General features: G+C 67.1%; 25 protein-coding genes, 1 tRNA gene and 2 rRNA genes. 14 read left to right on the forward strand and 14 right to left on the reverse strand.

All coding sequences use genetic code 11. The features are described 5' to 3' along the window. Positions 1–34: 34 nt before the first annotated feature. Together alaS and DVH23_RS13150 are read right to left on the reverse strand one after the other, a co-directional pair. A complete protein-coding gene (alaS, locus tag DVH23_RS13145) occupies positions 35–2,809 on the reverse strand; it encodes an alanine--tRNA ligase (protein WP_114577894.1) in 2,775 nt (924 codons plus the stop codon). Positions 2,810–2,877: 68 nt separating this feature from the next. Next, the gene (locus DVH23_RS13150) at positions 2,878–5,955 is read right to left on the reverse strand and encodes a replication factor C small subunit (RefSeq protein ID WP_114577895.1); all 3,078 of its coding nucleotides are present in this window, start codon (positions 5,953–5,955) and stop codon (positions 2,878–2,880) included. 96 nt (positions 5,956–6,051) lie between these two features. Between DVH23_RS13150 and DVH23_RS13155 the strand changes: the two genes are divergently transcribed. The 3 genes from DVH23_RS13155 to DVH23_RS13165 all read left to right on the forward strand — a co-directional run bounded on the left by DVH23_RS13155 (position 6,052) and on the right by DVH23_RS13165 (position 7,895). After that, entirely contained in the window at positions 6,052–7,146 is a 1,095-nt protein-coding gene (locus DVH23_RS13155) for a polymer-forming cytoskeletal protein (RefSeq protein WP_114577896.1), read from the forward strand. A gap of 120 nt (positions 7,147–7,266) precedes the next feature. Next, entirely contained in the window at positions 7,267–7,494 is a 228-nt protein-coding gene (locus DVH23_RS13160) for a ubiquitin-like small modifier protein 2 (RefSeq protein ID WP_114577897.1), read from the forward strand. Next, positions 7,491–7,895, forward strand: coding sequence for a GNAT family N-acetyltransferase (locus DVH23_RS13165; protein ID WP_114577898.1), 405 nt, complete (start codon positions 7,491–7,493; stop codon positions 7,893–7,895). The genes DVH23_RS13160 and DVH23_RS13165 overlap by 4 nt, the downstream gene beginning before the upstream one ends. On the opposite strand, the gene DVH23_RS13170 is transcribed toward DVH23_RS13165, so the two are convergent. Next, complete coding sequence (locus tag DVH23_RS13170) at positions 7,892–8,239, reverse strand: hypothetical protein (RefSeq protein ID WP_114577899.1); 348 nt, start codon at positions 8,237–8,239, stop codon at positions 7,892–7,894. The genes DVH23_RS13165 and DVH23_RS13170 overlap by 4 nt on opposite strands. A gap of 130 nt (positions 8,240–8,369) precedes the next feature. On the opposite strand from DVH23_RS13170, the gene DVH23_RS13175 reads away from it, so the two are divergent. Next, the gene (locus tag DVH23_RS13175) at positions 8,370–8,648 is read left to right on the forward strand and encodes a hypothetical protein (protein ID WP_114577900.1); all 279 of its coding nucleotides are present in this window, start codon (positions 8,370–8,372) and stop codon (positions 8,646–8,648) included. A 1-nt stretch (position 8,649) separates the two neighbouring features. On the opposite strand, the gene DVH23_RS13180 is transcribed toward DVH23_RS13175, so the two are convergent. Then, positions 8,650–10,032, reverse strand: a complete 1,383-nt coding sequence (locus DVH23_RS13180) for a phosphoglucomutase/phosphomannomutase family protein (protein WP_114577901.1) — start codon at positions 10,030–10,032, stop codon at positions 8,650–8,652. Positions 10,033–10,128: 96 nt separating this feature from the next. Further along, positions 10,129–10,704: a hypothetical protein gene (locus DVH23_RS13185; protein WP_114577902.1), complete on the reverse strand. Its 576-nt coding sequence runs from the start codon at positions 10,702–10,704 to the stop codon at positions 10,129–10,131. A gap of 124 nt (positions 10,705–10,828) precedes the next feature. Here DVH23_RS13185 and DVH23_RS13190 point away from each other — a divergent pair, with 124 nt between their 5' ends. Then, on the forward strand, positions 10,829–11,419 hold the full coding sequence (locus DVH23_RS13190; protein ID WP_114577903.1) for an NADPH-dependent FMN reductase: 591 nt from the start codon (positions 10,829–10,831) through the stop codon (positions 11,417–11,419). 1 nt (position 11,420) lies between these two features. Here DVH23_RS13190 and DVH23_RS13195 read toward each other — a convergent pair whose 3' ends face one another. The 3 genes from DVH23_RS13195 to larB form a co-directional block, all read right to left on the reverse strand. Continuing rightward, positions 11,421–11,672 carry a GIY-YIG nuclease family protein gene (locus tag DVH23_RS13195; protein WP_114577904.1) on the reverse strand — a complete coding sequence of 84 codons (252 nt, stop codon included), beginning with the start codon at positions 11,670–11,672 and terminating at the stop codon, positions 11,421–11,423. Positions 11,673–11,752: 80 nt separating this feature from the next. After that, positions 11,753–11,920: a hypothetical protein gene (locus DVH23_RS23575; protein WP_157972399.1), complete on the reverse strand. Its 168-nt coding sequence runs from the start codon at positions 11,918–11,920 to the stop codon at positions 11,753–11,755. 91 nt (positions 11,921–12,011) lie between these two features. Beyond that, positions 12,012–12,764, reverse strand: a complete 753-nt coding sequence (larB, locus tag DVH23_RS13200) for a nickel pincer cofactor biosynthesis protein LarB (RefSeq protein WP_114577905.1) — start codon at positions 12,762–12,764, stop codon at positions 12,012–12,014. A 238-nt stretch (positions 12,765–13,002) separates the two neighbouring features. Here larB and DVH23_RS13205 point away from each other — a divergent pair, with 238 nt between their 5' ends. From DVH23_RS13205 to DVH23_RS13215, 3 genes are all read left to right on the forward strand, one after another. Further along, positions 13,003–13,170, forward strand: a complete 168-nt coding sequence (locus DVH23_RS13205; RefSeq protein WP_114577906.1) for a DUF1931 family protein — start codon at positions 13,003–13,005, stop codon at positions 13,168–13,170. A gap of 102 nt (positions 13,171–13,272) precedes the next feature. Further along, positions 13,273–13,674 (forward strand): hypothetical protein, encoded by a 402-nt coding sequence (locus tag DVH23_RS13210; protein WP_114577907.1) that lies wholly within the window; start codon positions 13,273–13,275, stop codon positions 13,672–13,674. Positions 13,675–13,698: 24 nt separating this feature from the next. After that, positions 13,699–14,139 (forward strand): Rieske 2Fe-2S domain-containing protein, encoded by a 441-nt coding sequence (locus DVH23_RS13215; protein WP_114577908.1) that lies wholly within the window; start codon positions 13,699–13,701, stop codon positions 14,137–14,139. Here the strand turns inward: DVH23_RS13215 and rpiA are convergent. Continuing rightward, the gene (gene rpiA, locus DVH23_RS13220; protein WP_114577909.1) at positions 14,136–14,813 is read right to left on the reverse strand and encodes a ribose-5-phosphate isomerase RpiA; all 678 of its coding nucleotides are present in this window, start codon (positions 14,811–14,813) and stop codon (positions 14,136–14,138) included. The genes DVH23_RS13215 and rpiA overlap by 4 nt on opposite strands. Before the next feature lie 123 nt (positions 14,814–14,936). Here rpiA and DVH23_RS13225 point away from each other — a divergent pair, with 123 nt between their 5' ends. The 4 genes from DVH23_RS13225 (at position 14,937) to DVH23_RS13240 (ending at position 18,485) form a co-directional block, all read left to right on the forward strand. Further along, a complete protein-coding gene (locus DVH23_RS13225; RefSeq protein WP_114577910.1) occupies positions 14,937–15,383 on the forward strand; it encodes a hypothetical protein in 447 nt (148 codons plus the stop codon). A gap of 141 nt (positions 15,384–15,524) precedes the next feature. Then, entirely contained in the window at positions 15,525–16,700 is a 1,176-nt protein-coding gene (locus DVH23_RS13230) for an inorganic phosphate transporter (protein WP_114577911.1), read from the forward strand. A gap of 33 nt (positions 16,701–16,733) precedes the next feature. After that, a complete protein-coding gene (locus DVH23_RS13235) occupies positions 16,734–17,162 on the forward strand; it encodes a universal stress protein (protein WP_114577912.1) in 429 nt (142 codons plus the stop codon). Between the two features lie 144 nt (positions 17,163–17,306). Then, the gene (locus DVH23_RS13240) at positions 17,307–18,485 is read left to right on the forward strand and encodes an aspartate kinase (protein ID WP_114577913.1); all 1,179 of its coding nucleotides are present in this window, start codon (positions 17,307–17,309) and stop codon (positions 18,483–18,485) included. Between the two features lie 26 nt (positions 18,486–18,511). Here the strand turns inward: DVH23_RS13240 and DVH23_RS13245 are convergent, their stop codons facing one another. After that, positions 18,512–20,026 (reverse strand): TrkH family potassium uptake protein, encoded by a 1,515-nt coding sequence (locus DVH23_RS13245; protein WP_114577914.1) that lies wholly within the window; start codon positions 20,024–20,026, stop codon positions 18,512–18,514. A 170-nt stretch (positions 20,027–20,196) separates the two neighbouring features. Between DVH23_RS13245 and DVH23_RS13250 the strand changes: the two genes are divergently transcribed. Together DVH23_RS13250 and DVH23_RS13255 are read left to right on the forward strand one after the other, a co-directional pair. Next, positions 20,197–20,883, forward strand: a complete 687-nt coding sequence (locus DVH23_RS13250) for a hypothetical protein (RefSeq protein ID WP_114577915.1) — start codon at positions 20,197–20,199, stop codon at positions 20,881–20,883. A 30-nt stretch (positions 20,884–20,913) separates the two neighbouring features. Beyond that, complete coding sequence (locus DVH23_RS13255) at positions 20,914–21,321, forward strand: hypothetical protein (RefSeq protein ID WP_114577916.1); 408 nt, start codon at positions 20,914–20,916, stop codon at positions 21,319–21,321. A 42-nt stretch (positions 21,322–21,363) separates the two neighbouring features. On the opposite strand, the gene DVH23_RS13260 is transcribed toward DVH23_RS13255, so the two are convergent. The 4 genes from DVH23_RS13260 to DVH23_RS13275 form a co-directional block, all read right to left on the reverse strand. Next, complete coding sequence (locus tag DVH23_RS13260; protein ID WP_114577917.1) at positions 21,364–22,377, reverse strand: LLM class flavin-dependent oxidoreductase; 1,014 nt, start codon at positions 22,375–22,377, stop codon at positions 21,364–21,366. A gap of 257 nt (positions 22,378–22,634) precedes the next feature. After that, positions 22,635–22,710 (reverse strand) — tRNA-Cys (locus DVH23_RS13265). 196 nt (positions 22,711–22,906) lie between these two features. After that, positions 22,907–23,028: ribosomal RNA gene (gene rrf / locus DVH23_RS13270) — 5S ribosomal RNA — on the reverse strand. Positions 23,029–23,143: 115 nt separating this feature from the next. Then, positions 23,144–26,060, reverse strand: a 23S ribosomal RNA gene (locus tag DVH23_RS13275). Between the last annotated feature and the right edge of the window lie 16 nt (positions 26,061–26,076).

Consider the following 26,076-nt stretch of genomic DNA (forward strand, 5'->3'; position numbering starts at 1 on the left):
GTCGTGTGCCGTCGCTCCCGACGAGCCCGTAGAATCAGGCGTTCAGAACCCGCCGGAGCACGTCGGGTGCGTCCGCCAAGGCCTCTTCGAGGGCCTCGCCGTCGGGCCCGCCGCCCTGGGCGAAGTCGGGCGGACCGCCGCCGCCGCCGCCGACCCGGGCGGCGAGTTCGGAGACGACCTCGCCAGCGTCGACGCCGGTTCCTTCGGGGGCGGCGACGACGAACTGGGCGCCGTCTCGGGCGCTGCCGATCACCGCGATCGTGCCGTCCTCGGCGACCGCGTTCGCCGTCGCCTGGAGCTCGTCCATGTCGGCGTCGATGCGCTGGATCACCGCGGTCGCGTCGCCGACCGCGACCTCCTCGCCGCCGCCCCCGCCGCCCGCGCGGGCCGCAGCGAGCTGTTCTCGCAGATCGTCGATCTCCTTGCCCCGGGCCTTCCATTCCTCGAAGAAGCGGTCGGCGGTTTCGGGAACCTCCTGGGGGGAGACGTCCAGGATCTCCGCCGCCTCGTAGAGGGCGTCCTCGACCTCCTGGGTCGCCGAGATCGCGGCGTCGCCCGCCGCGAACGTGAGCCGCTCGACGCCGTCCTGGACGCGCTCGGTCGAGCGGATCTTGATCGCGCCGACGTCGCCCGTGCGGGCGACGTGGGTCCCGCCACAGGCCTGGACGTCCTCGGCGACGTGGATCAGTCGAATGTTCGTCCCCGGCGGGATGCCGCCCTGATAGAGGTCGAACCCGTGTTCGGCCTCGGCCTCGTTTCTGTGGGGCCATTCCTGGCTCACCGAGGTGTTGTCCATCACGATCTCGTTGGCGACGTCCTCGATTTCCTTTACCTCCGCCCGCGAGATCCGATCGTAGTGGCGGACGTCGATCCGCGAGGAGTCGATGCCCTTCTGGGCGCCGGCCTGGCGGATATGCTCGCCCAGGACCTCCCGGGCAGCGTGGATGACGATGTGGGTCGCGGTGTGGTGGCGCATCAGCCGCCGGCGGCGGGTCACGTCGATCTGACCCTTCACGAACTCGCCTTTCCCGAGGTCGCCGTCGGTCCGGTGGAGGACGACGCCGTCCTCGCGCTGGACGTCCCGGACTTCGACGGTCGCGTCGTCGGTCGAGAGCGTCCCGTGGTCGGCGGGCTGGCCCCCGCCCTCGGGGTAGAACATCGTCTGGTCGAGCACGACGTCGTACCCCTCCTCGCGCTCGAAGACGTCGAGGACGACCGCCTCGAACTGGGTGCGTTGCTGGTCGTCGTAGTACAGCGTCTCGGTCTCGGGGAGGTCGTCGAACCGGTCGTCCCCGCTCCCCTCTACGGCCTCGGCCTCCTCGGGGGTGTCGTGGCGGGCCGCGACGAGGCTGTAGAAGTCGTCGGATCGGTCGACCTCGGCGCCGACCTCGCCGGCGATCTCGGCGACCATGTCGGGCTGGATGCCGTGGGAGTCGTAGAGCTCGAGGAGCTCCTCGGTCGGGATCGGCTCGCCTCGCTCGGCGTACTCCTCGGCGATCGCCTCGACTCGACGTCCCCCGCGTTCGAGGGTCTCGCGGTACTTCTCGACCTCCGAACGGACCACGTCCCGGATCGTATCGCGGTTCTCGTAGCCCAGGCGTTCGGCCTGCATGTCGACGAGTTCGTCCAGCGGCGCGTCGACGCCGACGGCGTCACAGAGGCGTTTGGTCCGTCTGAGCACCATCCGGGCGAGATAGCCCGTCTCGACGTTCGAGGGGACGATCCCGTCGCCGAACATGTACGCGAGGGTGCGACAGTGGTCGGCGATCGCGTAGATCGCCTCGAGGGGCTCGACGAGCTCGCGGAGTTCGGCGACGTCGATGCCGAGTTCGGCGGCGATCTCGCCTCTGGCGGCCTCGACGTCGTCGACGTCGTCGATGTCAAGGTTCCCCGAGAGCCGCGCGGCGCGGTTGACGAGGTCGACCTCCTCCTCCGTATGGTCGATCCCGGCGTTCTCCCGGAGGAAGGCGATCATCTCGGGGTAGACCGCCTCGTAGACCGTCGGCGTTCCTTGGGACATCCAGGTCCAGCGTTCGAGGCCGTAACCCGTGTCGACGACGTAGGTGTCCATGAACGAGTAACGGTTCCCGTCCTTCAGCTCGTACTCGCCCTCGGGGTCCCGTTCCATGCACATGAAGACGAGCGTCGCCAGCTCGAGGCCTTTGTAGATGACCTCGATGGCGGGGCCGGCGTTGCCGCCGCCGACCCAGGGGTCCTCGATGTAGGTGACCTCGGTGATGTCGGCGCCCATCGACTCCAACAGTTCGTCACAGAGCTCGACCGTTCGATCCTTCCAGTAGACCTCGCCCTCGTAGGCGTACTCGCCCTCGACGTCCTCGCGGGCGTTGAACGCGTGGTGGGCCATCATCTCGAAGGCCATCGTGTGCCGGCCCGTCTTCCCCACGTTGTCGATGTCCTGCATCCGGATGCAGGGCTGGGAGATGGTGAGGGGGTTCGCCGGCGGCGGCGTCTCCCCCGACGTCACGAGGGGCTGGAAGTCGGCGATCGAGGCGATGGTCAACATCATGTCCTCGCGCCAGCGCTCGGCGGCGACCGGGTAGGGGTCGATCCGCTCGTGGCCGTGGTCCTCGAAAAAGGAGAGGTAGGCCTCGCGCATCTCCTCCAAACTGTGGGGCTCGTCGAAGCCCGGATCGCCGACGAACTCGTACTCCGCACACGGGGGCTCCCCGCAGGTCTCCCGGTCGTGATCGCGCGTCCAGAAGTGTGCGCCACAGGAGGGACACTCCTTGCGCTCGAACCCCTCCTCCTCGAAGTAGTCGAGACGGTACTCCTCCTCGAGAGCGCTCATGATAGGTGTGGTTGGCCGTGGAGACGGTAAAACAGTTGCGCACCGGCCGTTCGCGGCTCCCGCGACACCTACCCGTCTTCGAGGGCCAGCGAGGCCAACAGCGCCTCGAGCTGGAGGCGTTCGCCCGCGCCCTCGGTGATCCGGTAGTCGGCCTCGCCAAGCCGCTCGAGCAGGCGGACCGTCTCCCGTTCCTCGAGATCAAACTCCCAGGCCGAGCGGTGGAGCTGGTCGATGACGTCGCCGCCGGCGAGCCCCCGATCCGTGAGGAGGTCGTCGAGCGCGGCGCGGGCGGCGGTGAAGTCGCCCGCGATCGCGCGATCGACCATCGCTTCGACCTCCTCAGGGCGGGCGGTCGAAGTGATCGCGAACACCGTCTCCTCGTCGACGAGCTCGCCCATCACGGCGGCGGCCTGGAGCCCGTTGATCGCCTTGCGCATGTCCCCCGCGGCGGCGTACACCAGGGCCTCGACGCCGTCGTCGGTCACCTCGATGCCCTCCTCGCTCGCGATTTCCTCGATCTGGGCCTCGATCGCCTCGTCGCTCAGTTGGGTGAACCGAAAGACCGCACACCGCGACTGGATCGGGTCGATGATCCGGCTCGAGTAGTTACACGAGAGGATGAAGCGGGTCGTGTTCGAGAACTGCTCCATCGTCCGGCGCAGCGCCGACTGGGCGTCGCTGGTGAGGGCATCGGCCTCGTCGAGGAAGATGACCCGGTAGTCGTACCCCCCGAAGCTCGTCCGCGCGAAGTTCTTGATCCGGTCGCGGACGACGTCGATCCCGCGCTCGTCGCTCGCGTTGAGCTCGAGAAAGTTCTCGCGCCAGTCCTCGCCGTAGATCTCGCGGGCGATGGCCTGTGCCGCGGTCGTGTTGTGCATCACCGTCGGAACCCGTCCGGCGACGTAGTTTCGCGTTCCCGGAACCGTGAGATCGTAGACGCGCCTGCTCCCCTCGACGGGTTCGACCTCGGTCACGCGATCGAAGTAGAGCGTGTCCCGCGAGAGGCGATCGAGTGCGGAGAGTCGTTCGATCACCGCCATCGAGCACATCTCCGAGGCGACGTCGTGGATACGCTCGGCGACCGTATCGAACCGCGCGAGGGTGGCGAGGTCGTGACCGTCGCTCTCGATCAGGTTTCTGACGTCCCGACCGAGCAACTCCGTTCTCTCCGCAACGCGGTTGTCCGAAACGCCGAGCGCTTCGATCGACGACCCGAGCACCGTCTGGACGCTGTCGGTATCCGGCGTGTCGGGCCGGGAGCCGAGGGTCACGAGCAACTCGCCCGCGCGGCTCGCGGTCGGGGATCGTCGGCCGTCGGCATACTCAAGCAATCGGTCCGTTCGAACTCCGGTCGTCTCCGCAATATCCGTTCGCGTCTCGAGGGGTTCGAGCATGGCGCGATCACCGGTCCACGTCGAGAGAACGGCGCTCAAAGAACGGATTTCGCCGCGGAGGGACTCGACCTCTTGTCGGACTCGTTGGGCCGTCTCGATTCGCTCGGATGCTGCGTCGAGGACGCGGTCGATGTCCTCCATGTGTGACTCGCGGCCGGGCCTGTCGGGGTTCAGGCTCCCGGTCACCAACGGTCCCTTATCGAGGGCGAGCATCTCACAGAGGTCGTCGATGGCCTCCTGAGCCGGAATCGTATCGTGATTCGGGTTCCCGGTTCCAGCCGTCGCGTCGGCGAGTCGATCGCGCTTGTGGTCGATCGTGAAGCCGATCTCGTCCGCGAACCGCGAGATGTGGGACGTTCCCGAGACGTACAGCGAGTGGTACTCCCGCTTCGGACCCGAGCCGTTCGTCGCCGCCTTCTCGACTCGCTTTCGGCGTGTCGGGATCCCGAAGGAAGCGAGCAGGTACGAACAGAGGGTGATTAGCGACTCGTCTTTCTGCGTGAGTTCGATCGTTCCCTGGTCGGCGACGTACGACTCCGAATCGAAGATCGCCTGCAGGAACGCCGCCCGAACCTCCGCCGGGGCATGGACGAGCGTCGATCCGATCTCGATTGAGTCGCCGAAGACGCCGAAACACGACGCGAGGAAGTGATGAAGGGATTTGGTCCGGAGTTCGACATACAGGACGTCCTTCTGGGTTCCTCGAGTCGTCTCGACGCCGAACAGGACCTCTGCGAGGCGCTCGAACGCATCGAGGAGCGCGTCGTCGGTGTTGTAGAACTTGATGCGTCCGTTCTCGATTCGAGCCTCGCTGATCGCGAGCCCGACGAAGCGTGCCAGCTCCGGCGTTAGCTCCCAGGGCGGTGTAATCGGATCGGATCGCTGGTTGTAGTCGGTGACGTATCGGACTGATTCGACGTGGCCTTCGAGTTCCGATCGGTCGGCGTCGAGCCCACGAAGGAACGAGAGCGAACACGTCGTGGACGGTCTTTCAAGGTCGATCGAAAGCGATCGGGCGTAGTTCCCTGCAGTTTTTCGGGAGACGTCGTGTTCCTCGGTGATCTCCTCGAGGGAGTCGCCCCGTCGGAGACCACCGATCACCGTCTTCTTCTGGCCAACGTAGTTCTCCTCGGCCGGAATCGCGTACTCCTTGGCGAACGACTCCGAGACGGTGACGAACGTCCGGTCGCCGTCCATCGTGGAGAGCCAGTCGAGCGCCGGATCGTCGTCCGCGACGGGCATCGAAAGGGGTCTAGCGATGCGTTCCCCGCCCGAGAGTGATCCTGCCTCCCGCCAGGAGAGCCCCTCCTCGTCGGCTACCAAGAGCTTGTGTTCGGGCGTGACCGTGATCTCGTTTCCGTCCCGGGTTTCGACCGAGATGAGGTCGGAGGCCTCCTTGGAAAAGACCTGGGATGGTGTGGTGTACTCGAAGTCGCCGTCGGATCCGTAGGTGAGAATCTCGAGGTCGTCCTCGGGCTGATCGAACCCCTCGACGTCGCCGACGACCTCCGAGATGGGGGAAACGCCGTTGCTCGTCAGCACCGGGGTCTCGCCGGTAACACATTTCCCCGTCCCTGCCGGCCCTGCGAACATGAGGTGGGGGAGGTCGTCGGTGGCGACGTAGCGCTCGAGACGGGGGACGACGTCCTCGTGGCCCTTGATCTCCGAGAGCCGTTCGGGGCGGTACTTCTCGATCCAGACGTCGGTCCGACCGGGAGTGCCCGCCGCGTCGGCGGCGTCGGCCTCGCTCATACCGGTCGGAGGGGTGGCCCGCCCATAAGTACCCCGAAGGGGCCGCCCCGTGTCACCCGTTCAACCTTTAAGTCCTCCTGCGTGGTGGGGGAGTCCATGCTCGAAGCTCCCTCCGTCCGGCTCGCCGCCGTGTGCTTCGTCTGTGTCCTCGTCGGTTCGGCTCCGGTCGCCGGTGTCCCCGGCGCTGCCGACGGGACGATCGCCCAGCCGGCCCAGCCGAACGTCGGCGGCACAGTCACGGTCGCCGACGGCGAGACCGTCGACGAAATAGCCGCGGTCGCGGGAACGATCATCGTCGAGGAGGGCGGGACGGTCGAGGGATCGGTGAGCGGGCTCGCGGGCAACGTCTACATCGACGGCACCGTGGAAGGAGACGTCTCCGTCGCCGCCGGCAACGTCGAGATCTCGGGGACCGTCTCCGGCGACGTCTCGGCGGCGGCCGGCAACCTCCTCGTCGCGGAGGGTGCGACCGTCTCCGGCGACGTCGAGGCCGGCGCGGGCAACGTTCGTCTGGCGGGGACGGTGGAGGGCGATGTGAGCGTCGGCGCCGAGACGATCGTGCTCGGCGATGGAGCGTCGATCGCCGGCGACATGCGCTACGACGGCGATCTGGAGGGCAACGAGGCTGCGGTCGCGGGCGACCTGACGCGGGACTCGACGGTCGGCGTCGAGGTCGGACCGACGATCGGCCCCGTCGCCTCCTGGCTGTTCGACGCCTACGCGCTCCTCTTGCACCTGCTTCTGGGTGCCGCCTTGCTCGCGCTGTTCCCACGGTTCTCGACGGGGGTCGTCGAGCGGGTCGCCGACGACCCCGTTCGGACCGGGCTCGCGGGTATCGGCGTCCTCGTCGCGGTTCCGGTCGTGCTGATCGCGGTCGCGATCACGGTGATCGGCATCCCGATCACGCTCGTCGGCTCGCTCGTCTTCGCGCTCTCCGTCTGGATCGGGATCGTCTACGGACGCTTCGCCGTCGCGGCCTGGCTGCTCTCGTATGCGGGGATCGGGAACCGCTGGCTCGCGCTCGTCGTCGGCCTGATCGCCGGTGCCGTCCTCGGTCTGGTGCCCTACCTCGGCGGGCTGATCAATTTCCTGATCTTCCTGCTCGGCTTCGGCGCGCTCGCAGTGGGGCTGTACGTCCACGCGCGCGGTAGCCGGCGCGAGCCCTCGCCCGGCCTCGGAGAACCCGCCTGAATAGGCCACACCGGGTCGGTGCCGAACCATCGGTGGAACCGCCGTTTCCAGAGCCCACGTCTCCATGCACGTCCCCGTGAAAGCCGACGTTCTCAAGTTCCACCGGACGAAACTCGGGCCATGACCACCGTCACCGTCTCCGTCGCCGGCGAGGACGACCGCGAGGTCGACCTCGAGGAGATCGCCGGCGGGGCGCCCCCGGAGACGCCGACGTACGCCGACCTCCTCTCGGCGGTCGAACTCAGCCCCCACGAGGCGACCGTCCTCGTCGAGGGCAGGCCGGTTCCCGAGGACCGGCCGGTCGAGGCCGAGCGCGTGACCGTCCTCCGGCTGATAAAGGGGGGATGAGCGAGGAGGTCGCGGTCCGGACGGCGACGCCCGGGGACCGCCTCGCCGTCCGCCGACTCGTCGACGGTGCCGTGCTCTCGGTCCCCGACCTCGACGCGCGGATCGAGGCCGGCGACGTCCTCCTGGCAGTCCGGAGCGACGGCGGCGATGGCAGGACGGGACGGCCGCTGGGAACGCTCGTCTGCGAGCCGATCGCAGGGGGGTGGGAGGTCGTCGCCGTCGCGGTCCGGCGCTCCCGGCGCGACCGGGGGATCGGCCGCGCGCTCGTCGAGGCGGCGGGCGAGCGGGAGGGCCGGCTCGTCGCCGAGTTCGACGCCTCCGTGGAGCCGTTCTACGAGTCGCTGGGGTTTGCGATCCAGCCGGTCGACGACGAGGATCGGTACCGGGGCGAGTTCGATTAGTTCGAGGGCGCGCCCTCGGTTCCCGACGCCTGGTCGTCGATGTCGACGTCGTCGGCTTGCTCCTGGGGGTCCTCGGCGGTTTCGCGGTCGGACTCGCCCGGTGGCTCGGAGGTGTACCGGAGCTCGAGCGAGAGCGATGCGGTGCACGAAAATTCCGTCTCGTCGAGTTCGGTATCCGACTCCGCCTGGTCCATGAACGCGTTACACCGGCCGTGGTTGACGACGTTCGAGAGCGTCGCCGCCGACCCACACTCCGGGCAGTCGATGTAGTGGTTGCCCTCGTCGTCCTGGTGCCAGGCGTCGGCGTCCAGTTCCATCGTGGCGTGGTCGTCCGTGTCGCTCATACCACCCCTTCGGCCTCGACCCGGATACCGTTCGACCCGGAGAGCGCAACCTGCTCACCGGTTGGGGCGGTTCGCGGCCGCGGCCCGCTCCCGGTGACACTTATTGCCACGGGCCGTCTACGGACAGGGGATGGAGTGGCTGATCTGGGCGGCGCTTCTCGGAGTGGCCCTCGTCCTCGCCTACACGGCTCTCGACCGCCTGGCCAGCCCGCCCCGGCAGGCGGTCCTCCCCGCCCAGTACGATCCGACGAACTACGCGACCGACCCCTCGTCGATCCCCGGCCGGTGTGTCCGCTGTGGGAGGAGAAACGACCCCGACTACCGCTACTGCGGGAACTGCGCGGGAGAGCTGCCGGACGCCGATTCCGTCTCCGCGGCGGCCCGATCCCGGCCGTTCGACCGCGAGTGAGCTACACGACCGTCCCGAGCAGCTCCTCGCCCGCTGCGAGCAGCTCCGAGACGCGCTCGCCGTCCTCGGCCTCGGCGTACACCCGGAGGACGGGCTCGGTGCCGCTCGGGCGGACGAGCAGCCACGACCCGTCCGCGAGCAGGAGCTTGAAGCCGTCGGCGGTGACGACGTCCTCGACTGCGACCCCCCGCACCTCCTCGGGAATGTGGTCCTCAAGCTCGGCGATCGCTCGCTCCTTCTCGTCGTCGGGACAGTCGACGCTCGTCTTGTCCTGGACGACGGTGCCGTGGGCCGAGAGCAGCCGGTCGACCCGGTTGTCGGTCGGTTCGACGGCATGCATCGCCGCGGCGACGGCCGCCATCAGGACGCCGTCCTTCTCGCGGACGTGGCCGCGGATCGTGAAACCGCCCGACTCCTCGCCGCCGACCAGCGCGTCCTCCTCCTCGATGGCCTGAGCGATCCACTTGAAGCCGACAGGGACCTCCCGGACGGACTCGCCATGAGCTTCGGCGACCCGGTCGATCAGGTACGTCGTCGAGACCGTCCGGACGACCGGGCCCGCGTCGTCCTCGAGCAGGTAGTCGTACAGCGCGGCGAAAAAGAGGTTCTCGTCCAGGTAGCCCCGCTCGGGGGTGACGACCGCGATCCGATCCGCGTCGCCGTCGTTTGCGATCCCCACCTCCGCGTCGCCTCCCTCGACCCGCTCGACGAGTTCCTCCAAATTTTCGGGGGCGGGTTCGGGCGGCGAGCCGCCGAAGTCCGCCTGCCGTTCGCAGCGCAGGCGGGAGACGTCCGCCCCCGCTCGTTCGAGGAGGGTATCGGTCGTCCCCCGCCCGCTTCCGTGCATGGCGTCGTAGGCGACCGAGAGTCCGGAGATACCGTCGGTGTCGACGAGCTCGCGGACCTGGTCGGCGTGGGGCGAGACGAAGTCGACCTCGCGGGCCGAGCCGTGTTCGTCCTCGGGCAGGGTCTCGGGTTCGGCGAGTCGGTCCTCGATCCCGTCCATCACGGGCGGGAGTGCTGGCGCGCCGTCTCCGGGAATGAACTTCACGCCGTTGTACTCCGGCGGGTTGTGGGAGGCGGTGACGACGACCGCGCCCGCGAGGTCCCGGTCGACGATGCCGTAGGCGAAGAGTGGGGTGGGGCGATCCCGTTCGGGAAGGAGGACGTCGAACCCGTTCGCACAGAGCACGCGCGTGATCTCCTCGGCGAACGCGGGCGAGCTCTCGCGGGCGTCGTAGCCGACCGCGACGGGGCCTTCCGGACCCTCCTCACGGAGATACGACGCGACGCCCTGGGCGAAGATCCGAACCCGGGGGGTCGTGAACTCGTCTAGGGTCGCCCGCCAGCCGTCGGTACCGAACGTGATCGCCTCTGGTTCCATGTCTTCTCACTCGCAACGCGGTGCGAAAAAGGCGACGCACGCGTGCTCGTCCCGGCCCGGCCGGTCGGAGTTGCTGCCGGACCGACCGGTCGGTCGTCAGTGATCGTGGCTGTCGTTTTCGTGGTCGTGATCGTCGTTCCCGTGGTCGTGGCCCGAACGCAGTTCGGTCGCCTCCGGCGCCATCTCGTCGCCGGCCGGAGCGCGGAGTTCCGCGTCGAACTCGTCGGGGACGTGGGCGGTGAACATCGAATAGGACCCGTCCGAACCGACGCGCAACTCGATCGTCGTTTCGCCGGCGGACTCGAACTCGATGCGATACAGCGTCTCAGAGGAGGGTCGTATCGCGTCGCCGTCGGAAACGACCGTGTCCGCGTCGTCGGCCTCGAACAGTTCCGTCGCCGTCTCCCCCGCATGAAAGAGGCCGTGGTCGTCGGATTCCTCGGCGGGGACGAACGCGAGGTCCATCTCCGGGTCGGGTCCCTCGTGATACGTGTAGGTGTAGACCCCCGACTCGAGTTCGTACGACCCGCCCCACTCCCAGGGGGGATCGTCGTGTTCGTGCTCGTGGCTGCCGTCGTCGGTGAGACTGCCGAGACAGCCGGCGAGGCCGGCCGCGAGGGTGGCGACGCCGAGGGCGACCTGACGCCTCGTGGGTCCGGAGACGGGTTCCATGTCCGCTCTGGCCCGTCGCCCAGGATAGCCCTGTCGGAAAATGATCGGGCACTGTCGAGCGCCCGTCCTCGAACTGTCCTCGGGATCCGACGGCGTTTTCCGGTCCGGACCGGTAGTTCGAGGTATGAGTTCGGCCCCACGCGTCGTCGCGGTAAGCGGAAGCCTCCGCGACGAGAGCACCACCCGAACCGCCCTCCAGTACGCCCTCCGGGCCGCCGCGGAGGCCGGCGCGGAGACCGAGCTGTTGGACCTCCGGAAGTACGACCTTCCGGTCTACGACCCCGACGTCGACGGCCAGGGCGACGGCGAGGAGGCGATGCGGATCGTCCGGGAGGCCGACGCCGTCGCGCTCGGCACCCCCGTCTACCACAGCTCGTATTCGGGTGCACTGAAGAACTTCCACGACTACTGTGGCTTCGACGAGTTCGAGGACACCACCGTCGGGCTGCTGGCTTCGGCGGGCGGGGGTTCCTACGGGTCGACGCTCGACCACCTCCGGATCACGGTTCGAGGAGTGCATGGTTGGGTGCTCCCCCACCAGGTCGGCATCCGCGGGGCCTCCGGCGAGTTCGAGGCCGATCCGGACGCGATCGACGGCCGTCGGTTCGTCGACCCCGATCTCCAGGAGCGCGTCGAGAAGCTCGGCCGGATGCTCGCGGAGTACGCCTTCATCGAACCCGACGTGACGACCTCGCGGGCCGCGGCCGACGACTGATCTACTCGCCGCCGACCAGTTCCAGCTTCCGGCGCCGGCTCCACTGCTTGATCTCGTACTCCCTCGAGAGCGCCGCCGACCGCGACTCGTGGGACTCGCTGTGGACGACCGCGACCGGTGTCCGGCCGCGGGTGTACTTCGCGCCCTCGCCCGCGTTGTGTTCGGCGACCCGACGTTCGAGATCGGTCGTGTAACCGGTGTAGAGGCTGTCGTCGGCACACGAGAGGACGTAGACGACGTGGGAAGCGCTCATGTCGGTGTGTGGATCCGGCGGGCCAAAAAGCGTCGCGGCGTGGGGGCGCGTGGTAATCGACGGCGGTGCGTCCTGGAGGGTCAGGTGCTCCGGGCACGTTCCCGGGCCACCTCGGCGATTCCCGCGTTCGCCGAGCAGGCCGTACACGCGTGGACCTCCCCCGTCTCGTCGGAGAAGACCCGCACGAACCGTTCGGAGACGTGCGCACCACAGTGGTTGCACTCGGGCATGGTCGTGCCGGGCGTCACCGGCACGTCGAACTACTCGGCGTAGGATTAAATACTCTTTCCCAAATTCGACCCGGTTTTTTCCTTCCGGGAGGATTTTTTCTCGATACCCTCACTCGCCGGCGCCATCGATCGCGCGGGCGATCAGGACCGCCTGACAGCCCGCGACGAACCCCGCATCGACGTTGACCACCGAGAGGACGGTACACGACTGGAGCATCCCCGAAAGCGCCGCCCGCCCGTCGCCGCCGAACCCGTAGCCACTGGAGACGGGAACGCCGATGACCGGGGTGTCGACCAGCCCCGCGATCACTGTCGGCAGGGCGCCCTCCCGGCCCGCACAGACGATCAGGACGTCCGCCCGCGACAGCCGGTCGACCTGGTCCAGGGTCCGATCGAGGGCGGCAACCCCGACGTCGTCGATCCGGTCGACCGACGCGCCGGCGTCCGCACAGACCACCTCGGCCTCGTCGGCGACGGGGCCGTCGACCGTCCCTGCGGTCACGAGCCCCACCGTCGCCGCGAGTTCGGCGGGCTCGCGGTCGGCTCCGCGGACCACGAGCGTCGATCCCCGCCGCTCTCGGGTGGCGTCCCCGCCGGCGAAACGGTCCTCGACCGCCGCGGCCCCCTCGTCGTCGATTCGGGTAATCAGTGCCCGTCCGGTCGTCTCGACGGCGGTCGCCGCAAGCGAGGCGACCTGTTCGGGCGTCTTTCCCTCCGCGAGGATGGCCTCGGGGATCCCCCGGCGTTCCCCCCGTGCGGCGTCGAACCGCCCGGCCTCGCCGGTGACGTACCCCGCTAGCTCCGCCTCCGCGCGGACCGGCGAGAGCTCGCCCGCCGCGACGGCTTCGAGGATGTCGCGCATAGCGCGTCTCGGGTCCGCGCCTACTCGAATCCGTCGGACCGTGGCGCGCGCGAGCGGCTCGGACGGGCGATCGCGGCCGGTCAGAGCGGTCGGACGGACCGTTCCGGCCGGTGCCACCATCATCGTATATACTTTATGGTGGCAGGAGCCGGTAGATCGCCGTGGGAGCCCGCGAGACGCCCGCTATCCGGCATGTAAACAGAACGTTTATAAGCTGGAAACGGAAAGGAGGTATCGTATGGCAGACCTTATCGTCAAAGCCGCCGTCAAGGAAGCGCTCGATGACAAGAACGTCGCCTCGGACTTCTACGACGCCCTCGACGAGGAAGTCGACGAACTGCTCTCCGACGCTGCCCGACGCGCCGAGGACAACGACCGGAAGACGGTCCAGCCCCGCGACCTGTAAGGTCGTCGAGTCCCCGTTTTTTCGCGCGTGAACCCGCCAGCGGCCGCTGTCGAAGGCGGGCCGCGCGGAACCGCTTTTGTCGACGGCGCCCGTAGGAGAGGTATGTACCGTCCGTTCCTCGTCGTCGTCGGCCTCGTCGAAATCGTCGCGCCGAACCGGCTCGTGGAGTGGGGCGAACGGCTCGCCTTCGAGAACCCCGAACGGGCCCGCCTTCGCCGGTGGACGATCCCGATCGCCCGCCTCGAGGGATTCCTCTTCGTCCGCCTCGCCCTGCGGGGTGCCGTGCCGGCGTCGGCCCGTCGGCTGCTCGCGGTCGTCGGCCTCCCGCTGGCGCTTGCCCCGGACCGGACCCTCGCGGTCGCGCTCGGGGCCGCCTACGAGAACGCCGGGGAGATTGAGCTCAAACCCTGGGTCCGGCCGTTCGCGCGCCTGCTCGGAGCGGTCTACCTGCTCGCCGCGCTCGCGGGACGAGCCGACGCTCCCGAGGAGACCGGAACGTTTTGAATCGGCGGGGCCCACTGCCCGGGCGTGGCCGAACGCACGCGACTGACGGCGGTCGAGACCGTCCGCGAGGAGGGGTCGTGGCTCTTTACCATCGAGGACCGACACGGGGATCGCGAGGAGGTCATCCTGGTGCCCTGCGAGGACGACGGCGCCGAGGTCAAGGCCTGGGTCAACGTCTGCCCCCACGAGGCCCAGCGTCTCGATCCGGGCTTCGGCGCGACGATCCGCGAGGAGGGGATCGTCTGTCCCCGCCACGGCTCGCTGTTCGAGCCCTGTACGGGCGACTGTGACAACGGCGAGGCTGCCGGGACTACCCTCAGGCCGGTCGAGACGGTCGTCGAACTCGGCTCGGTCTACCTCGTCGACGAGGACGCCCGGTTCCGCCACGCCGGCGGGATCGGAAGCGGTGACGGTGACGACGGGGACGACGATATGCCGGGGTCGACCTCCCACATCGGCTTCTAGTAGTCGATCCGTTCGACCCCCTCCTCGACTCCGACGTAGACCGTGTCGGCGAGGTCGACGAAGAGGCCGTGTTCGACGACCCCCGGGATCGCCGACAGCCGGGTCGCCAGCCCGCCGGGGTCCTCGATGGCGCCGAACGCACAGTCGATCAGGAGGTTCCCGTTGTCGGTGATCACCGGGCCGTCTTTCCCCGCGGCCTCCCGGAGGTCGGGCTCGCCGCCACACTCCCGAAGCCGGTCTTCGACGACCGGGCGGGCGTCGGGGAGGCATTCGACGGGCACCGGCCGGTCGAGGACGTCGGTCGCCTTCGTCGGATCGGCGACGACGAGGAACCGGTCGGCGGCCCCGTCGATGATCTTTTCGCGTGCGTGTGCGCCCCCACCGCCCTTGATCAACGCGCCCGACCCGCGGGCGAACTGGTCGGCGCCGTCGATCGAGAGGTCGACTCCCTCGACCTCGTCCAGGCTCGTCAGGGGGACTCCCGCCTCGATCGCCAGCTCCCGGGACTGGTAGGAGGTGGGAATCCCCCGGACGTCGGCGTCCTCGAGCGCCCGGATCGCGTGGGCGGCCGTCGAGCCGGTGCCGAGACCGACGACCCACCCCGGCTCGACCTCTCGGGCCGCCCGCTGGCCCGCCCGGCGCTTTGCCCCCTCGGAGCCCCCCTCGCCCTTCATGCCCCGACGGACGTGCGGGGGCGACAAAAGGGTTGTAACTTCACGAAGCTATCGTTACATACAAGCGGCACCAGTATCGTTCAGAAGAAGATATATAATCAACAATTCCGATCTGAGAAGGTGATGAATCAGAATTGGGTTCATTTTGGAATGTTGTTGATTGGTTTGATGTTTATTATCGCAGGTATTGTTAGTGGGATTGTTGCAGCCGAGTACGTTATTTTCCACGAAAAGAGCGTCCAAAACGCAGAAAACGTGTCCGAAGAGATTCCCAAATATGGGGTCGCCGAGTACGAGGAGTTGTCAGAAGAACATCGACAAATCGTCGATGGAACAATCGAGGGCGAACGATACAGATTCGATGATAACGACACCGAGGCCATTGCATGGGGTACTGGACGTGTCGTGTCTCAGGACGGCCGATACCATGTGATCCCCCGAGAGACAACAATCAACTGGAAGAGTGCGCCGGGAGCCCTAGCACTTGCTCTCGGAATCGCGGGAATACTCCTCATAATCGAGGCAATACGTCGGGATCATTTCCCTCACTACCGCCCCTTTGCTGATTGAGATACATCGGGCTCCGTTACGTATGCACCCCGATGTAACGATTCGACCGATTCGCGTCCGGGTCCACGATCGGGAAACCCGTCGGTTCGAAGAGATCGCTATCACGCACTTATTTTATCGCCGACTGGGTAGGGTTCGCCGATGGTCGAGACGCTCCTCCTGGTCGGTGTCGTCGCCTCGATCTTCGTCGGGTTCAACATTGGCGGCTCCTCGACGGGGATCACGTGGGGGCCCGCGGTGGGAGCGGGGATCGTCACGAAGACGACCGCGGCGGCGGTGATGACGGGCTTCGTCTTCCTCGGAGGGATGACCGTCGGGCGGAACGTGATGGATACGCTGAGCGGGGAGATCATCACAACCGAACTCACGCTGTCGGCGGGGGTCGCCGTCCTCTTTTTCATCGGGCTGGGGATCCTCGTCGCCAACGTCTTCGGCGTGCCCGTCCCCACCTCGATGACGACGGTGGGTGCGATCGCGGGCCTGGGACTCGCGACCGACAGCCTGAACTACGAGACGATCGCCTGGATCGTCTCCTGGTGGGTCGTGACGCCGATCATCGGCTTCTGGATCGGCGGCGTCATCGGCCGGTATCTCTACCCCGAGATCAATCGGCGGGTACGGATCGAGAAGTCAGAGGGGCCGCTGTTGACCCTCGATCGGCGTGGCTCGATCCCGAGGCCGGAACTGGGCCCGAACACGACCCGGGTCGAGCTCGCCACGACGGCGGTCGTCCTCGTCATCGGTTGTTACATGGCCTTCAGCGCCGGTGCGAGCAACGTGCCCAATGCCGCCGCGCCGCTGGTCGGCGAGGCGGGACTGGAGGTGACCACCGCGGTCGTGATCGCCACGCTCGCGATCGGCCTCGGCGGGTTTACGATCGCCCGCCGGACGATGGAGTCGGTCGGCGGCGAGTTGAGCGACATCCCGCTGCTCGCGGCCCTGTTCGTGATGGTGACCGCCTCGACGATCACGACCGCCCTTTCGGCCATCGGCATCCCGATCAGCCTCGTGATGGCGACAGTGATGACGATCGTCGGCATCGGCTGGGGTCGGGCGACCCGCCCGGTCACCGTCCGCGAGGCGGTCACCCGCAACGCCGGCGACCACGAGATCGTCCCGGGCGCGATCACCGCCGCGGAGACGGCCGACGAGCCGGCGGCCCCCATCGGCGAGGAAGAGCCCGCGGAGGTGCTCCGCGCGGGCGATCTGTTCAACCCGCGGGCGGTAATGAAGTATGTCTCGATGTGGATCATCGGTCCCTCGATGTCGACGCTTCTGGCCTACGGCTTCTTCGTCGCCTTCCCGGGGGTCGCCTAGGGAGTTTACGGTCCCGGGCCGCCTACGTCGAGTATGCTCTCGCGCATCCTCGTCCCGATGGACGACTCCGACCCTGCCGGCCGCGCCCTCGCGTACGCCCTGGACAACCACCCCGACGCGGAGGTGACCGTCCTCCACGTCGTCGGCGTCCCGTCGATGATGATGGGCGAGGCCGTGGGACTCACCCTCGAGGACGACCTGGACGCGGCGGCCGCCGAGCGCGCGGCCCCGGTCTTCGAACGCGCCCGCGAGGTCGCCGACGAGCAGGGCCGGGAGATCGAGACGGTCGTCGGGATTGGCCACCCTGCCCGGAACGTCATCGACCGTGCCGACGAGTACGACGCGGTCGTCATCGGGGCCCACGGCGCCGACCGCGAGCGCGTGACCCACAGATTTCTCGTCGGCAACGTCGCCGAGACGGTCTCGAAGCGGGCGCCGGTGCCGGTAACGATCGTGCGCTGACGGCCTCCCGGCCCCGTCGGAGGATGACCCCCGCTCCCGGCTGGGTCTCCCGAAGGGACAGCGTTATTGCCCCGCTCCGGTAACCGATCGGCACACGATGGCAGGGATATCCACCGTTTCCAGGGTTCTCGACGGGGGGGCGCGATGCGGGTCGTAGCGAAGTTCGGCGGCACCAGCCTCGGCAGCGGCGACCGGATCAACCGGGCCGCCGACTCGATCGCCGCCGCCGTCGAGGACGGCCACGAGATCGCCGTCGTCGCCAGCGCGATGGGGTCGATGACCGACGACCTCCTCTCGGAGATCACCTTCGACGCCGAGGAGGAAGACCGCTCCCAGATCGTCAGCATGGGCGAGCGGATCTCGGTGCGGATGCTGAAGGCGGCACTGGCCTCCCGCGGGATCGACGCCCGGTTTCTCGAGCCCGGAAGCGAGGACTGGCCGATCGTCACCGACGACATCGGCGAGGTAGACGTCGAAGAGACCCGCCGGCGGACCGACGAGGTCGCCGCCTCGCTGGGCGAGGCCGTCCCCGTGATCACCGGCTTTCTCGCCGAGGGGACCGACGGCTCCGTGACGACGCTCGGGCGCGGCGGGAGCGACACCACCGCGGTCATGCTGGGCAAGTACATGCACGCCGACGAGGTCGTCATCGTCACCGACGTTGAGGGCGTGATGACCGGCGACCCCCACGTCGTCGAGGGCGCCAGAAACGTCGGCGAGATCTCGGTCGACGAACTCCGCAACCTCTCCTTTCGGGGTGCGGAGGTCGTCGCCCCCTCGGCGCTTTCCTACAAGGACGGCAAACTCGACGTCCGGGTCGTTCACTACCAGCACGGCGACCTCCTCTCGGGGGGGACGAGCATCGAGGGCGAGTTCAGCAACTTAGTCGACATGCGCGAGCGCCCGCTGGCCTGTCTCACCGTCGCCGGCCGGGCGATCCGCAACCAGCCCGGCGTCTTCCAGTCGCTGTCGGCCGCCCTCGGCGACAGCGAGGTCAACATCGACGCGGTCGCCAGCGGCCTCGACACCATCACCTTCTACGTCGACGAGGAGGACGCAGAACAGGCCGAGACCATCCTCCACCGCGAGGTCGTCGCCAGCGACGCCCTCTCTAGCGTCACCGTCGACGCCCCGACGGCCGTCATCCGGGTCACCGGCGGCGAACTCCCCAATCAGCCGGGGATCGTCAGCGAGATCGTCGATCCGCTGGGCGAGGCCCACATCAACCTCCACGACATCATCACGAGCGCGACCAGCGTCGCGCTGTTCGTCCGCTGGGACGACCGCGAAGAGACCTTAGAGATTACCCAGGAGCTGTTCTAGATACTCGGTTGCCCCGGAGGAGCCGGCTACGATCGCCAGTAGGCGGGGGTCAACAGAACGAGTACGGGGATGATCTCGATCCGGCCGATCCACATCATGATGACCATCACCGCGCGGGTGGACGTCGGGAACGCGAGGTAGCTGTCGAACGGTCCCGCTGCGCCGAAGGCGGGGCCGATGTTGAGAAAGATCGAGGCCGCGGCGCCCATGGCTTCGAACTCGCCGATGGCCCCGCCGACGCGGGCCGAGTCGACGACGACGACGACCGTCAGTCCGAAGAAGATCAGGATCGCGAGCAGGACGTAGGAGAAGACGTCCCGGATCGTCTCCTCCTCGACGACGCCGTCGCCCAGCCGAAGCGGGCGGACGGCCTGGGGGTGGACGGCCAGAAACAGCGTCCGCCGGAGGGATTTGAGGATCACGAGCCACCGGATCGTCTTGATCGAACAGGTCGTGCTCCCGGCCATCCCGCCGACGAACATGCACAGAAAGAGGAGGTGTTTGGCCGCGGGCGTCCAGAACGTGTAGTCGACGGAGGCGTAGCCGGTCGTCGTCGTGATCGAGATCACGTTGAACAGCCCGTGGCGGACCGTCGGCTCGAGCCCGCCATCGAACTCGGGGTCGCCCGCCAGGAGGGCGACGACGATCAGGGAGGCGACCGCGAGAAAGCCGACGTAGAACCGGAACTCGTCGCTCTCTGCGGGCCGGCGCCACTCCCCGCGGGTGAGCGCGTACAGCAGGATGAAGTTCGTCGCCCCGAGGGTCATAAACGGCATCAGCGCCCACTGGGCCGCCGGCGAGAAGCCGCCGGCGCTCTGGGGATGGGGGGAGAAGCCGGCGGTGGCGACGCTGGTCAGGGCGTGCGAGACGGCGTTGAAGAGGTCCATGTTCGGCGCCGCCCCGACGAGGTAGAGCCCGTAGAGGACGACGACGGCGACGAGGGTGAGCCCGACGTACAGCCCCCAGATGAGCCGGGCGGTCTCGGCGATCCGGGGCCGGAGCTTGTGGACGTTCCTGGTCTGGGTCTCGGTCTCCATCAGCTGTGCGCCCCCGACCATCAGGTTCGAGAGCAGGCCGATCGCGACGACCAGGATCCCCAGCCCGCCGAGCCACTGGAGGAGCTGGCGCCAGAGCAACACCGCTCGGGACTGGGCCCCGAAATCGGCGAGGACGGTCGCACCCGTCGTCGTGATCCCGCTGGTGCTCTCGAAGAGGGCGTTGACCGGGTGGGCGAGCGCCCGCGAGTCGGTCACGCTACCGGGATCCGCGAGGACGAACGGGATCGCGCCGACGCCGGCGACGGCGAACCAGACGGCCGCGACCACGAGAAACGCCTCGCGCTGGCCCAGGTCGCGATCGTCGCGAAGTCGTTCGAGGAGGGTGCCGACGACGACGGTGACGGCGATCGCGCCGGCGAACGCGAGGACGTCCTCGCCGTCGACGATCGCAATGACCAGCGGGACGGCGAGGGGAACCGCGAGCCACCGGAGCACCGTCCCGACGAGGCTGGCGCTGGATCGCCAGTCGACGCGGACCCTCATCGCGGACCGCCGGCCCGCCTCGACCGTCGGTTCGCCTCTCGACGCTGTATCACACCGGCCCTCCGGACGCCCACGGAATAAGTGGTCCCATACCCGGCCGCCGACGGCCCGTCCGCCGCCCCGGTTTCCGGCGGACCCGAATTTAAGGGCTCGCGACCCCAAACGGCTCCATGACGCCACCTGCCGGCGAGAGTGCGGGCCCGAAGCCGATCGACCGCGTCGCGGGCGGGGTCGGCTGGATCGCCCACCCCGAGGAGACGATGCAGCGCGCGAGCCACGCCGTCGCCGGCGACGACGGCCTCTGGCTGGTCGACCCCGTCGACGCCCCCGGGCTCGACGACCTGCTCGCCGAACACGGCGAGGTCGAGGGCGTCGCCGTCACCCTCGATCGCCACACCCGCGACGCCGCCTCGATTGCAACGCGCCACGACGTTCCCGTCTGGCTCCCCGAGGCGTTCGACGGCCGCGGCAAGCTCCCCGACCGGACGCCGATCGCCCGCTTCGGGAACGAACTCGGCGAGAGCGGCCTCGAGAGCCACACGGTCGTAGAGAGCCGGTTCTGGAACGAGGTCGCCCTCTACGACCCCGATCGGGGAGTCCTGATCGTCCCGGAGTCGGTCGGGACGGCGCCGTACTTCCTCGCGGGCGACGAACGTCTCGGGGTCCACCCGATGCGCCGGGCGGTCCCGCCGCGGGCGGCGCTCGGGCGGTTCGTCGGCAACGTCGAGACCGTTCTCGTCGGCCACGGCGCGGGAGTCACCTCGGGGGCCTCGTGGGCGCTGTCGGACGCGCTGTCGGGCGCCCGCGCCCGGATCCCGCGGCTGTGTGCCGAGACCCTCTGGGGGATGGCGCGATAGGTCTAACCCGCTCGGCGCCCTCAACCGGTCGTGGTCTACGTCACCCGCGGACTGCTGGCGGTCCTCCTTGAGTTCGCGAGCGACGCCGATCCCGACGGAGTGACCATCGCGCTCTCGGCCACGCCCGCTCCCGACGTCGACGACGCGCTCCCGCCGGAGGCGACCGTTTTCACCGACTTCTACCTCCCCGATGCGGGCCGGTCGGTGGCCGCCGTCTTCGGCGTCGACCTCTCGACGCCCCCCGGCCAGGTCGGGGGGCGGTTCGTCTCTCACCCCCGGGGCGAGCTGTCGGTCACCCAGGGCGACGACCTCGCGGAGGTCGTCCTCGTCACGGTCCCGCCCTGGGACCGGGAGTCGGTCCGGGCGTTCGACCGGCGGGGACGCCGGCGCGAACTCGCGGTCGTCGACGCGGCGCCACCCACGGAGTTCCTCGAGTAGCCCGCGGGCCGATCGGGGACTTCCGGGTCGTCTCCGACCCTATCAGAGGCCGACGCCCTCGGCGATCAGCTCGTGTGACCGGACCCGGTCGTCGGGATCCTCGATCAGGTTCTGGACGATCACCTCGCTCGCGCCCACCGCGTCGGTCATTCGAGAGAGGAGCGTTCCGATCGTTTCGGGGCTCCCGGAGATCGCCCGCGGCCACTCGCCCGGCTCGAGATCGGCCGGCGTCGGCTCGGGGACGCCGCCGAGCTCGTCGACCGCCTCCTCGACGGTCGGCGGCGGGCCGAACGCCCCCTGGGCCATCCGCCGGTAGGCGGCCTCCGAGGAGGCTCGCAGCCGTGCGGCCTCGTGGTCCGTCTCCCCGCAGGCGACGTTGACCGCGAGCATACTGTGGGGCTCGTCGAGTCCGAGATCGAACTCCGAGGCTCGGAACGCCTCGCGGTAGGCCTCCATGGCCCGCGGGGCGACCGTCGGCCGGATGAACGCGGCGAACGCGTAGGGAAGGCCGAGTTCGCCCGCGATCTCCGCGCTCGAGGGACTCGAGCCGAGCACCCAGACCTCGGGCGTGCCCGCTCCCGACCGGGGAATCTCGATCCCGCTGTAGGGATGGTCGTCGGGGAAGGCCCCATCGAGGTGTCTCGTCGTCTCCTCGATCTTCTCGGCGTGGTCGTCGCCGGGGCGTGGGTCCCCGCCCTGGAGCGCCCGGTCTGCGGCGGGCATTCCGGTTGCTCGGCCGAGTCCGAGGTCGATCCGGTCGGGGGCGAGCGCGTCGAGGGAGGCGAACGTCTCGGCGACCTTGAACGGGCTGTAGTGGTTGAGCAGGACCGTTCCCGAGCCGACGCGGATCTCCTCCGTGTGCGCGGCGATGTGGGGGATGAGCACCTCGGGGGTGGTGCTCGCGATGGCGTCGGCCAGCCCGTGGTGTTCGGCGACCCAGAAGCGCGAGTAGCCCACGCGTTCGGCCGCCCGCGCGAGACGGACTGACTGCTCGTAGGCGTCCGTCGCCGTCTCCCCCTGCCGAACGGGCGCGATGTCGACGATCGAGAGCTCCATTCGGTTCGGGTTTGTGACTCGGGACACATGACTCGTGGGAACCGGGGCCGCTCCGGCCGCGGACGCCAGTTCCCTTTAAGTTCCTCTCGCGACAAGGTGGAGATACGAGGCGGGGCAGTCCGGGTGCGTTCTTCGACACCGAAGCGACCAGCGACGGCCGGCACGTGATCGGTCAAGCCCGCTCGTGGATTCGATCGGACCCGCTTCAAAAACCACGTCAGAGAGGGATCTACGGGACGAGTATCCACCGCAGGAAGAGCCAAGGGCCGGATTTGAACCGGCGATGGGCGGCTCTGCAGGCCGCTGCGTTAGGCCGGACTCTGCCACCTTGGCGCGCAAATCGGGGTAGTGGGCTGGTGTGGTTAACTGTATCGGTCCACCACGACCGCGGGCGAGCGGTCGGACGCCCGAGGCGATCCTCGAGCGCCCGGTACCCTCCGTCCGTCGATCTCTGTAGTGGCGGGAGCTATCGCTCCTCGTGATGATGAACGCCCCGGGTGGCGAAGCCACTCCGGGGCAAGTAATGAATGGGGGGCGGCGAATCGGATTTCCCAGAGGCTCGCGCACTCCAGTACTGACCGAAACGCAGGCGGGCTTATCTTCCGTGTTCGGGATGGGTACGGGAGTTGCCCCGCCGCTGTGGCCGCCCTAACGCCGACTCGTGGAATCGAACCACGACGTGGTCCACCGTCGGTGGTTGCCGTATGTACGTGTAGTCCAGTTAGCGCCTGGACCCGTTCAACGGGTCCGTACGATCCATGCGTATGAATGGTGGCTCGACCTGTTAGTGCTCGCGGGCTCAACGCCTCGTTGCCTTGGCGCGTACACCCCGAGTCTATCGAACTCCTCTTGTAGGAGTGGTCTCAGTGGTATCTCTTTTCCAAGCGGGTTTCGAGCTTAGATGCGTTCAGCTCTTACCCCGTGGTGCGTAGCTGCCCGGCACTCGCCCTCTCGGACGACCGGTACACCAGTGGCACCCATTCGTAGTTCCTCTCGTACTATACGAACGTTCTCGTCAGATACCGTAACACCCCCAATAGATAGCAGCCGACCTGTCTCACGACGGTCTAAACCCAGCTCACGACCTCCTTTAATAGGCGAACAACCTCACCCTTGGCCGATTCTGCACGGCCAGGATGGAGGGAACCGACATCGAGGTAGCAAGCCACCCGGTCGATATGTGCTCTTGCGGGTGACGACTCTGTTATCCCTAAGGTAGCTTTTCTGTCAGCAATCTCCCGCATCAAGCAGGATGATTGGTTCGCTAGACCACGCTTTCGCGTCAGCGTCCGTCGTTGTGCCGGACACTGTCAGGCTTCCTTATGCTCTTGCACTCTTACTCGGGTCTCCGACCCGAGTGAGGAAACCTTGGGGCGCGCTCGATATCTTTTCAAGCGCGTACCGCCCCAGTCAAACTGCCCGGCTACCGGTGTCCTCCTCCCGGAGTGAGAGTCACAGCCACCATCGGGTAGTATTTCAATGATGCCTCGGTGACCCGCTGGCGCGGGTACCTGTGTAACGGCTCCTACCTATGCTGCACAATGGCGGCCATGTCTCAGCGACAGCCTGCAGTAAAGCTCTATAGGGTCTTCGCTTCCCCTTGGGGGTCTCCAGACTCCGCACTGGAATGTACAGTTCACCGGGCCCAACGTTGGGACAGTGGCGCTCTCGTTGATCCATTCATGCAAGCCGCTACTGAAGCGGCAAGGTACTACGCTACCTTAAGAGGGTCATAGTTACCCCCGCCGTTAACGGGTCCTTCTTCTCATTGTACTGAGCGTTCAGATACCCGCACTGGGCAGGATTCAGTGACCGTACGAGTCCTTTCGGATTTGCGGTCACCTATGTTGTTACTAGACAGTCGGAGCGCCCGAGTCACTGCGACCTGCCCCTTCGCGGGGCAGGCATCCCTTATTGCGAACGTACGGGACTAACTTGCCGAATTCCCTAACGTCGGTTGCTCCCGACGGGCCTTGGCTTTCGCTGCCATGAGTACCTGTGTCGGATCTCGGTACGGACGGTATGCTCGTCTTTTCACGGGCTCTAGGTTGACCCAACTTGCGCTATCTCACCGTTCATCCGCTTCGTGCCATTACGGCTTCCACGAATTTTGATGATTCGACCGGGCGAAAGCCCGGCTTGGGCGGCCCCAAAGCGTCGACTTTTATTGCATACCGGCACAGAAATATTAATCTGTTTCCCAATTGTCAGCTTCGAATTACGGGCTGACTTAGGACCGGCTAACCCTCAGCTGATAAGCATTGCTGAGGAACCCTTACTCGTTCGGCCGTCGGGGTTCTAACCCGACTAACGCTGCTACTATGACCAGGATTTTCGTTACCGCACGGTCCACACGAGATCTCTCCCGTGCTTCCACCCGAACGGAATGCCAACCTACTGGATCACCTTGTGACAGGTGCCGCTAGGTCTCGGTGGTGGACTTGAGCCCCGATCATTTTCGGCGCCTCAAACCTCGGCCGGTAAGCTGTTACGCTTTTCTTAGAGGGTAGCTGCTTCTAAGCTCACCTCCCGGCTGTCTAGGGCTTGAGACCACCTTCGATCGCACTTAGTCCACACTTGGGGACCTTAACCCAGCTCTGGGTTGTCTCCCTCACGGTACACAGGCTTACCCCGCGCACCGGATTCCCCGCGTCGACGGCGTTCGTAGGTTCGGAGTTGGACAGGGGGGCACACTCCTCTCGGAGTGCGATCCCCCAATCCGTCGCTCTACCCCACGAACTACCTCGGCGGAGGTCATGCTTCGACATGTTTCGGTTGGAACCAGCTGTTTCCGAACTCGATGGGCCTTTCACCCCTAGACGTAGGTCACGAGAGGGTATTGTAGGACACCAACTCTAGCAGGCCTCCACGTGCCTTTCGGCACGCTTCACCTTGCCCACGTCTAGATCGTCCGGTTTCGGGTAATGCCCGTTTGACTCCCCGCGCTTGAACACGGTGGCCCTCGTCGTAAGACTGCGGCCATATCGGTTTCCCTTCGCCTTCCCCGATGATCGGGTTAGACTCGCCAAACAGGCATACTCCCTGGTTCGTTTTTCAAAACGTACGACGGAACATCGGCTCCCCGCGGGTCCTACTACAGGTTCGCACCTGGTTCGTTTTCCGCGGGGCCTTGTATGCCCCGTCGTTCAATCGCCAACTGATTTCAAGAACTATTGCACCTCCCTTTGTGGGGTGCTTTTCAGCGTTCGCTCACGCTACTTGTTTGCTATCGGTCTCGAGGAGTGTTTAGTCTTCGCGGTCGATGCCCGCGAGATTCTCGAGGGATATCCAACCCCCGATACTCTGGTACTGACGCGTCTCATACTACTCGACAGTACGGGACTGTCACCCTGTTTCGTGCTCCGTTCCAGGAGACTTCGTGTCGCAGTTCTGAGAGTGAGAGTCAGTCCGAACACCACATTGCCCGAAGGCTTCGGTTTGGACTGTGTCGGGTTCATTCGCCATTACTATCGACATCGCGTTTGCTTTCTTTTCCTGCCGGTACTAAGATGTTTCAATTCCCGGCGTTCCCCATTGCGCGAAGCAATTGCGGTGGGGATTCCCATTCGGAGATCCCAAGTTCTTACCCTCCATGCGGGTCCCTTGGGCTTATCGCAGCTTGGCACGTCCTTCATCGGCACTCGAGCCGAGCTATCCACCAGCTGGCACAGTAGCCACGTTCTACGGATCGGATGTAAC

The organism is Saliphagus sp. LR7 (assembly GCF_003344565.1).
Classification (GTDB): domain Archaea; phylum Halobacteriota; class Halobacteria; order Halobacteriales; family Natrialbaceae; genus Saliphagus; species Saliphagus infecundisoli.

Bases quoted from the DNA above. Each gene is read 5' to 3' on its own strand.
- DVH23_RS13205 (WP_114577906.1), top strand. From the start codon at position 13,003: ATGGCAGACCTTATCGTCAAAGCCGCCGTCAAGGAAGCGCTCGATGAC.
- DVH23_RS13235 (WP_114577912.1), top strand. From the start codon at position 16,734: ATGCTCTCGCGCATCCTCGTCCCGATGGACGACTCCGACCCTGCCGGC.
- alaS (WP_114577894.1), bottom strand. From the start codon at position 2,809: ATGAGCGCTCTCGAGGAGGAGTACCGTCTCGACTACTTCGAGGAGGAG.
- DVH23_RS13185 (WP_114577902.1), bottom strand. From the start codon at position 10,704: ATGGAACCCGTCTCCGGACCCACGAGGCGTCAGGTCGCCCTCGGCGTC.
- larB (WP_114577905.1), bottom strand. From the start codon at position 12,764: ATGCGCGACATCCTCGAAGCCGTCGCGGCGGGCGAGCTCTCGCCGGTC.
- DVH23_RS13225 (WP_114577910.1), top strand. From the start codon at position 14,937: ATGAATCAGAATTGGGTTCATTTTGGAATGTTGTTGATTGGTTTGATG.
- rpiA (WP_114577909.1), bottom strand. From the start codon at position 14,813: ATGAAGGGCGAGGGGGGCTCCGAGGGGGCAAAGCGCCGGGCGGGCCAG.
- DVH23_RS13190 (WP_114577903.1), top strand. From the start codon at position 10,829: ATGAGTTCGGCCCCACGCGTCGTCGCGGTAAGCGGAAGCCTCCGCGAC.
- DVH23_RS13175 (WP_114577900.1), top strand. From the start codon at position 8,370: ATGGAGTGGCTGATCTGGGCGGCGCTTCTCGGAGTGGCCCTCGTCCTC.
- DVH23_RS13170 (WP_114577899.1), bottom strand. From the start codon at position 8,239: ATGAGCGACACGGACGACCACGCCACGATGGAACTGGACGCCGACGCC.
- DVH23_RS13180 (WP_114577901.1), bottom strand. From the start codon at position 10,032: ATGGAACCAGAGGCGATCACGTTCGGTACCGACGGCTGGCGGGCGACC.
- DVH23_RS13250 (WP_114577915.1), top strand. From the start codon at position 20,197: ATGACGCCACCTGCCGGCGAGAGTGCGGGCCCGAAGCCGATCGACCGC.
- DVH23_RS13230 (WP_114577911.1), top strand. From the start codon at position 15,525: ATGGTCGAGACGCTCCTCCTGGTCGGTGTCGTCGCCTCGATCTTCGTC.
- DVH23_RS13245 (WP_114577914.1), bottom strand. From the start codon at position 20,026: ATGAGGGTCCGCGTCGACTGGCGATCCAGCGCCAGCCTCGTCGGGACG.
- DVH23_RS13210 (WP_114577907.1), top strand. From the start codon at position 13,273: ATGTACCGTCCGTTCCTCGTCGTCGTCGGCCTCGTCGAAATCGTCGCG.
- DVH23_RS13160 (WP_114577897.1), top strand. From the start codon at position 7,267: ATGACCACCGTCACCGTCTCCGTCGCCGGCGAGGACGACCGCGAGGTC.
- DVH23_RS13260 (WP_114577917.1), bottom strand. From the start codon at position 22,377: ATGGAGCTCTCGATCGTCGACATCGCGCCCGTTCGGCAGGGGGAGACG.
- DVH23_RS13150 (WP_114577895.1), bottom strand. From the start codon at position 5,955: ATGAGCGAGGCCGACGCCGCCGACGCGGCGGGCACTCCCGGTCGGACC.
- DVH23_RS13240 (WP_114577913.1), top strand. From the start codon at position 17,307: ATGCGGGTCGTAGCGAAGTTCGGCGGCACCAGCCTCGGCAGCGGCGAC.
- DVH23_RS13165 (WP_114577898.1), top strand. From the start codon at position 7,491: ATGAGCGAGGAGGTCGCGGTCCGGACGGCGACGCCCGGGGACCGCCTC.
- DVH23_RS13195 (WP_114577904.1), bottom strand. From the start codon at position 11,672: ATGAGCGCTTCCCACGTCGTCTACGTCCTCTCGTGTGCCGACGACAGC.
- DVH23_RS13155 (WP_114577896.1), top strand. From the start codon at position 6,052: ATGCTCGAAGCTCCCTCCGTCCGGCTCGCCGCCGTGTGCTTCGTCTGT.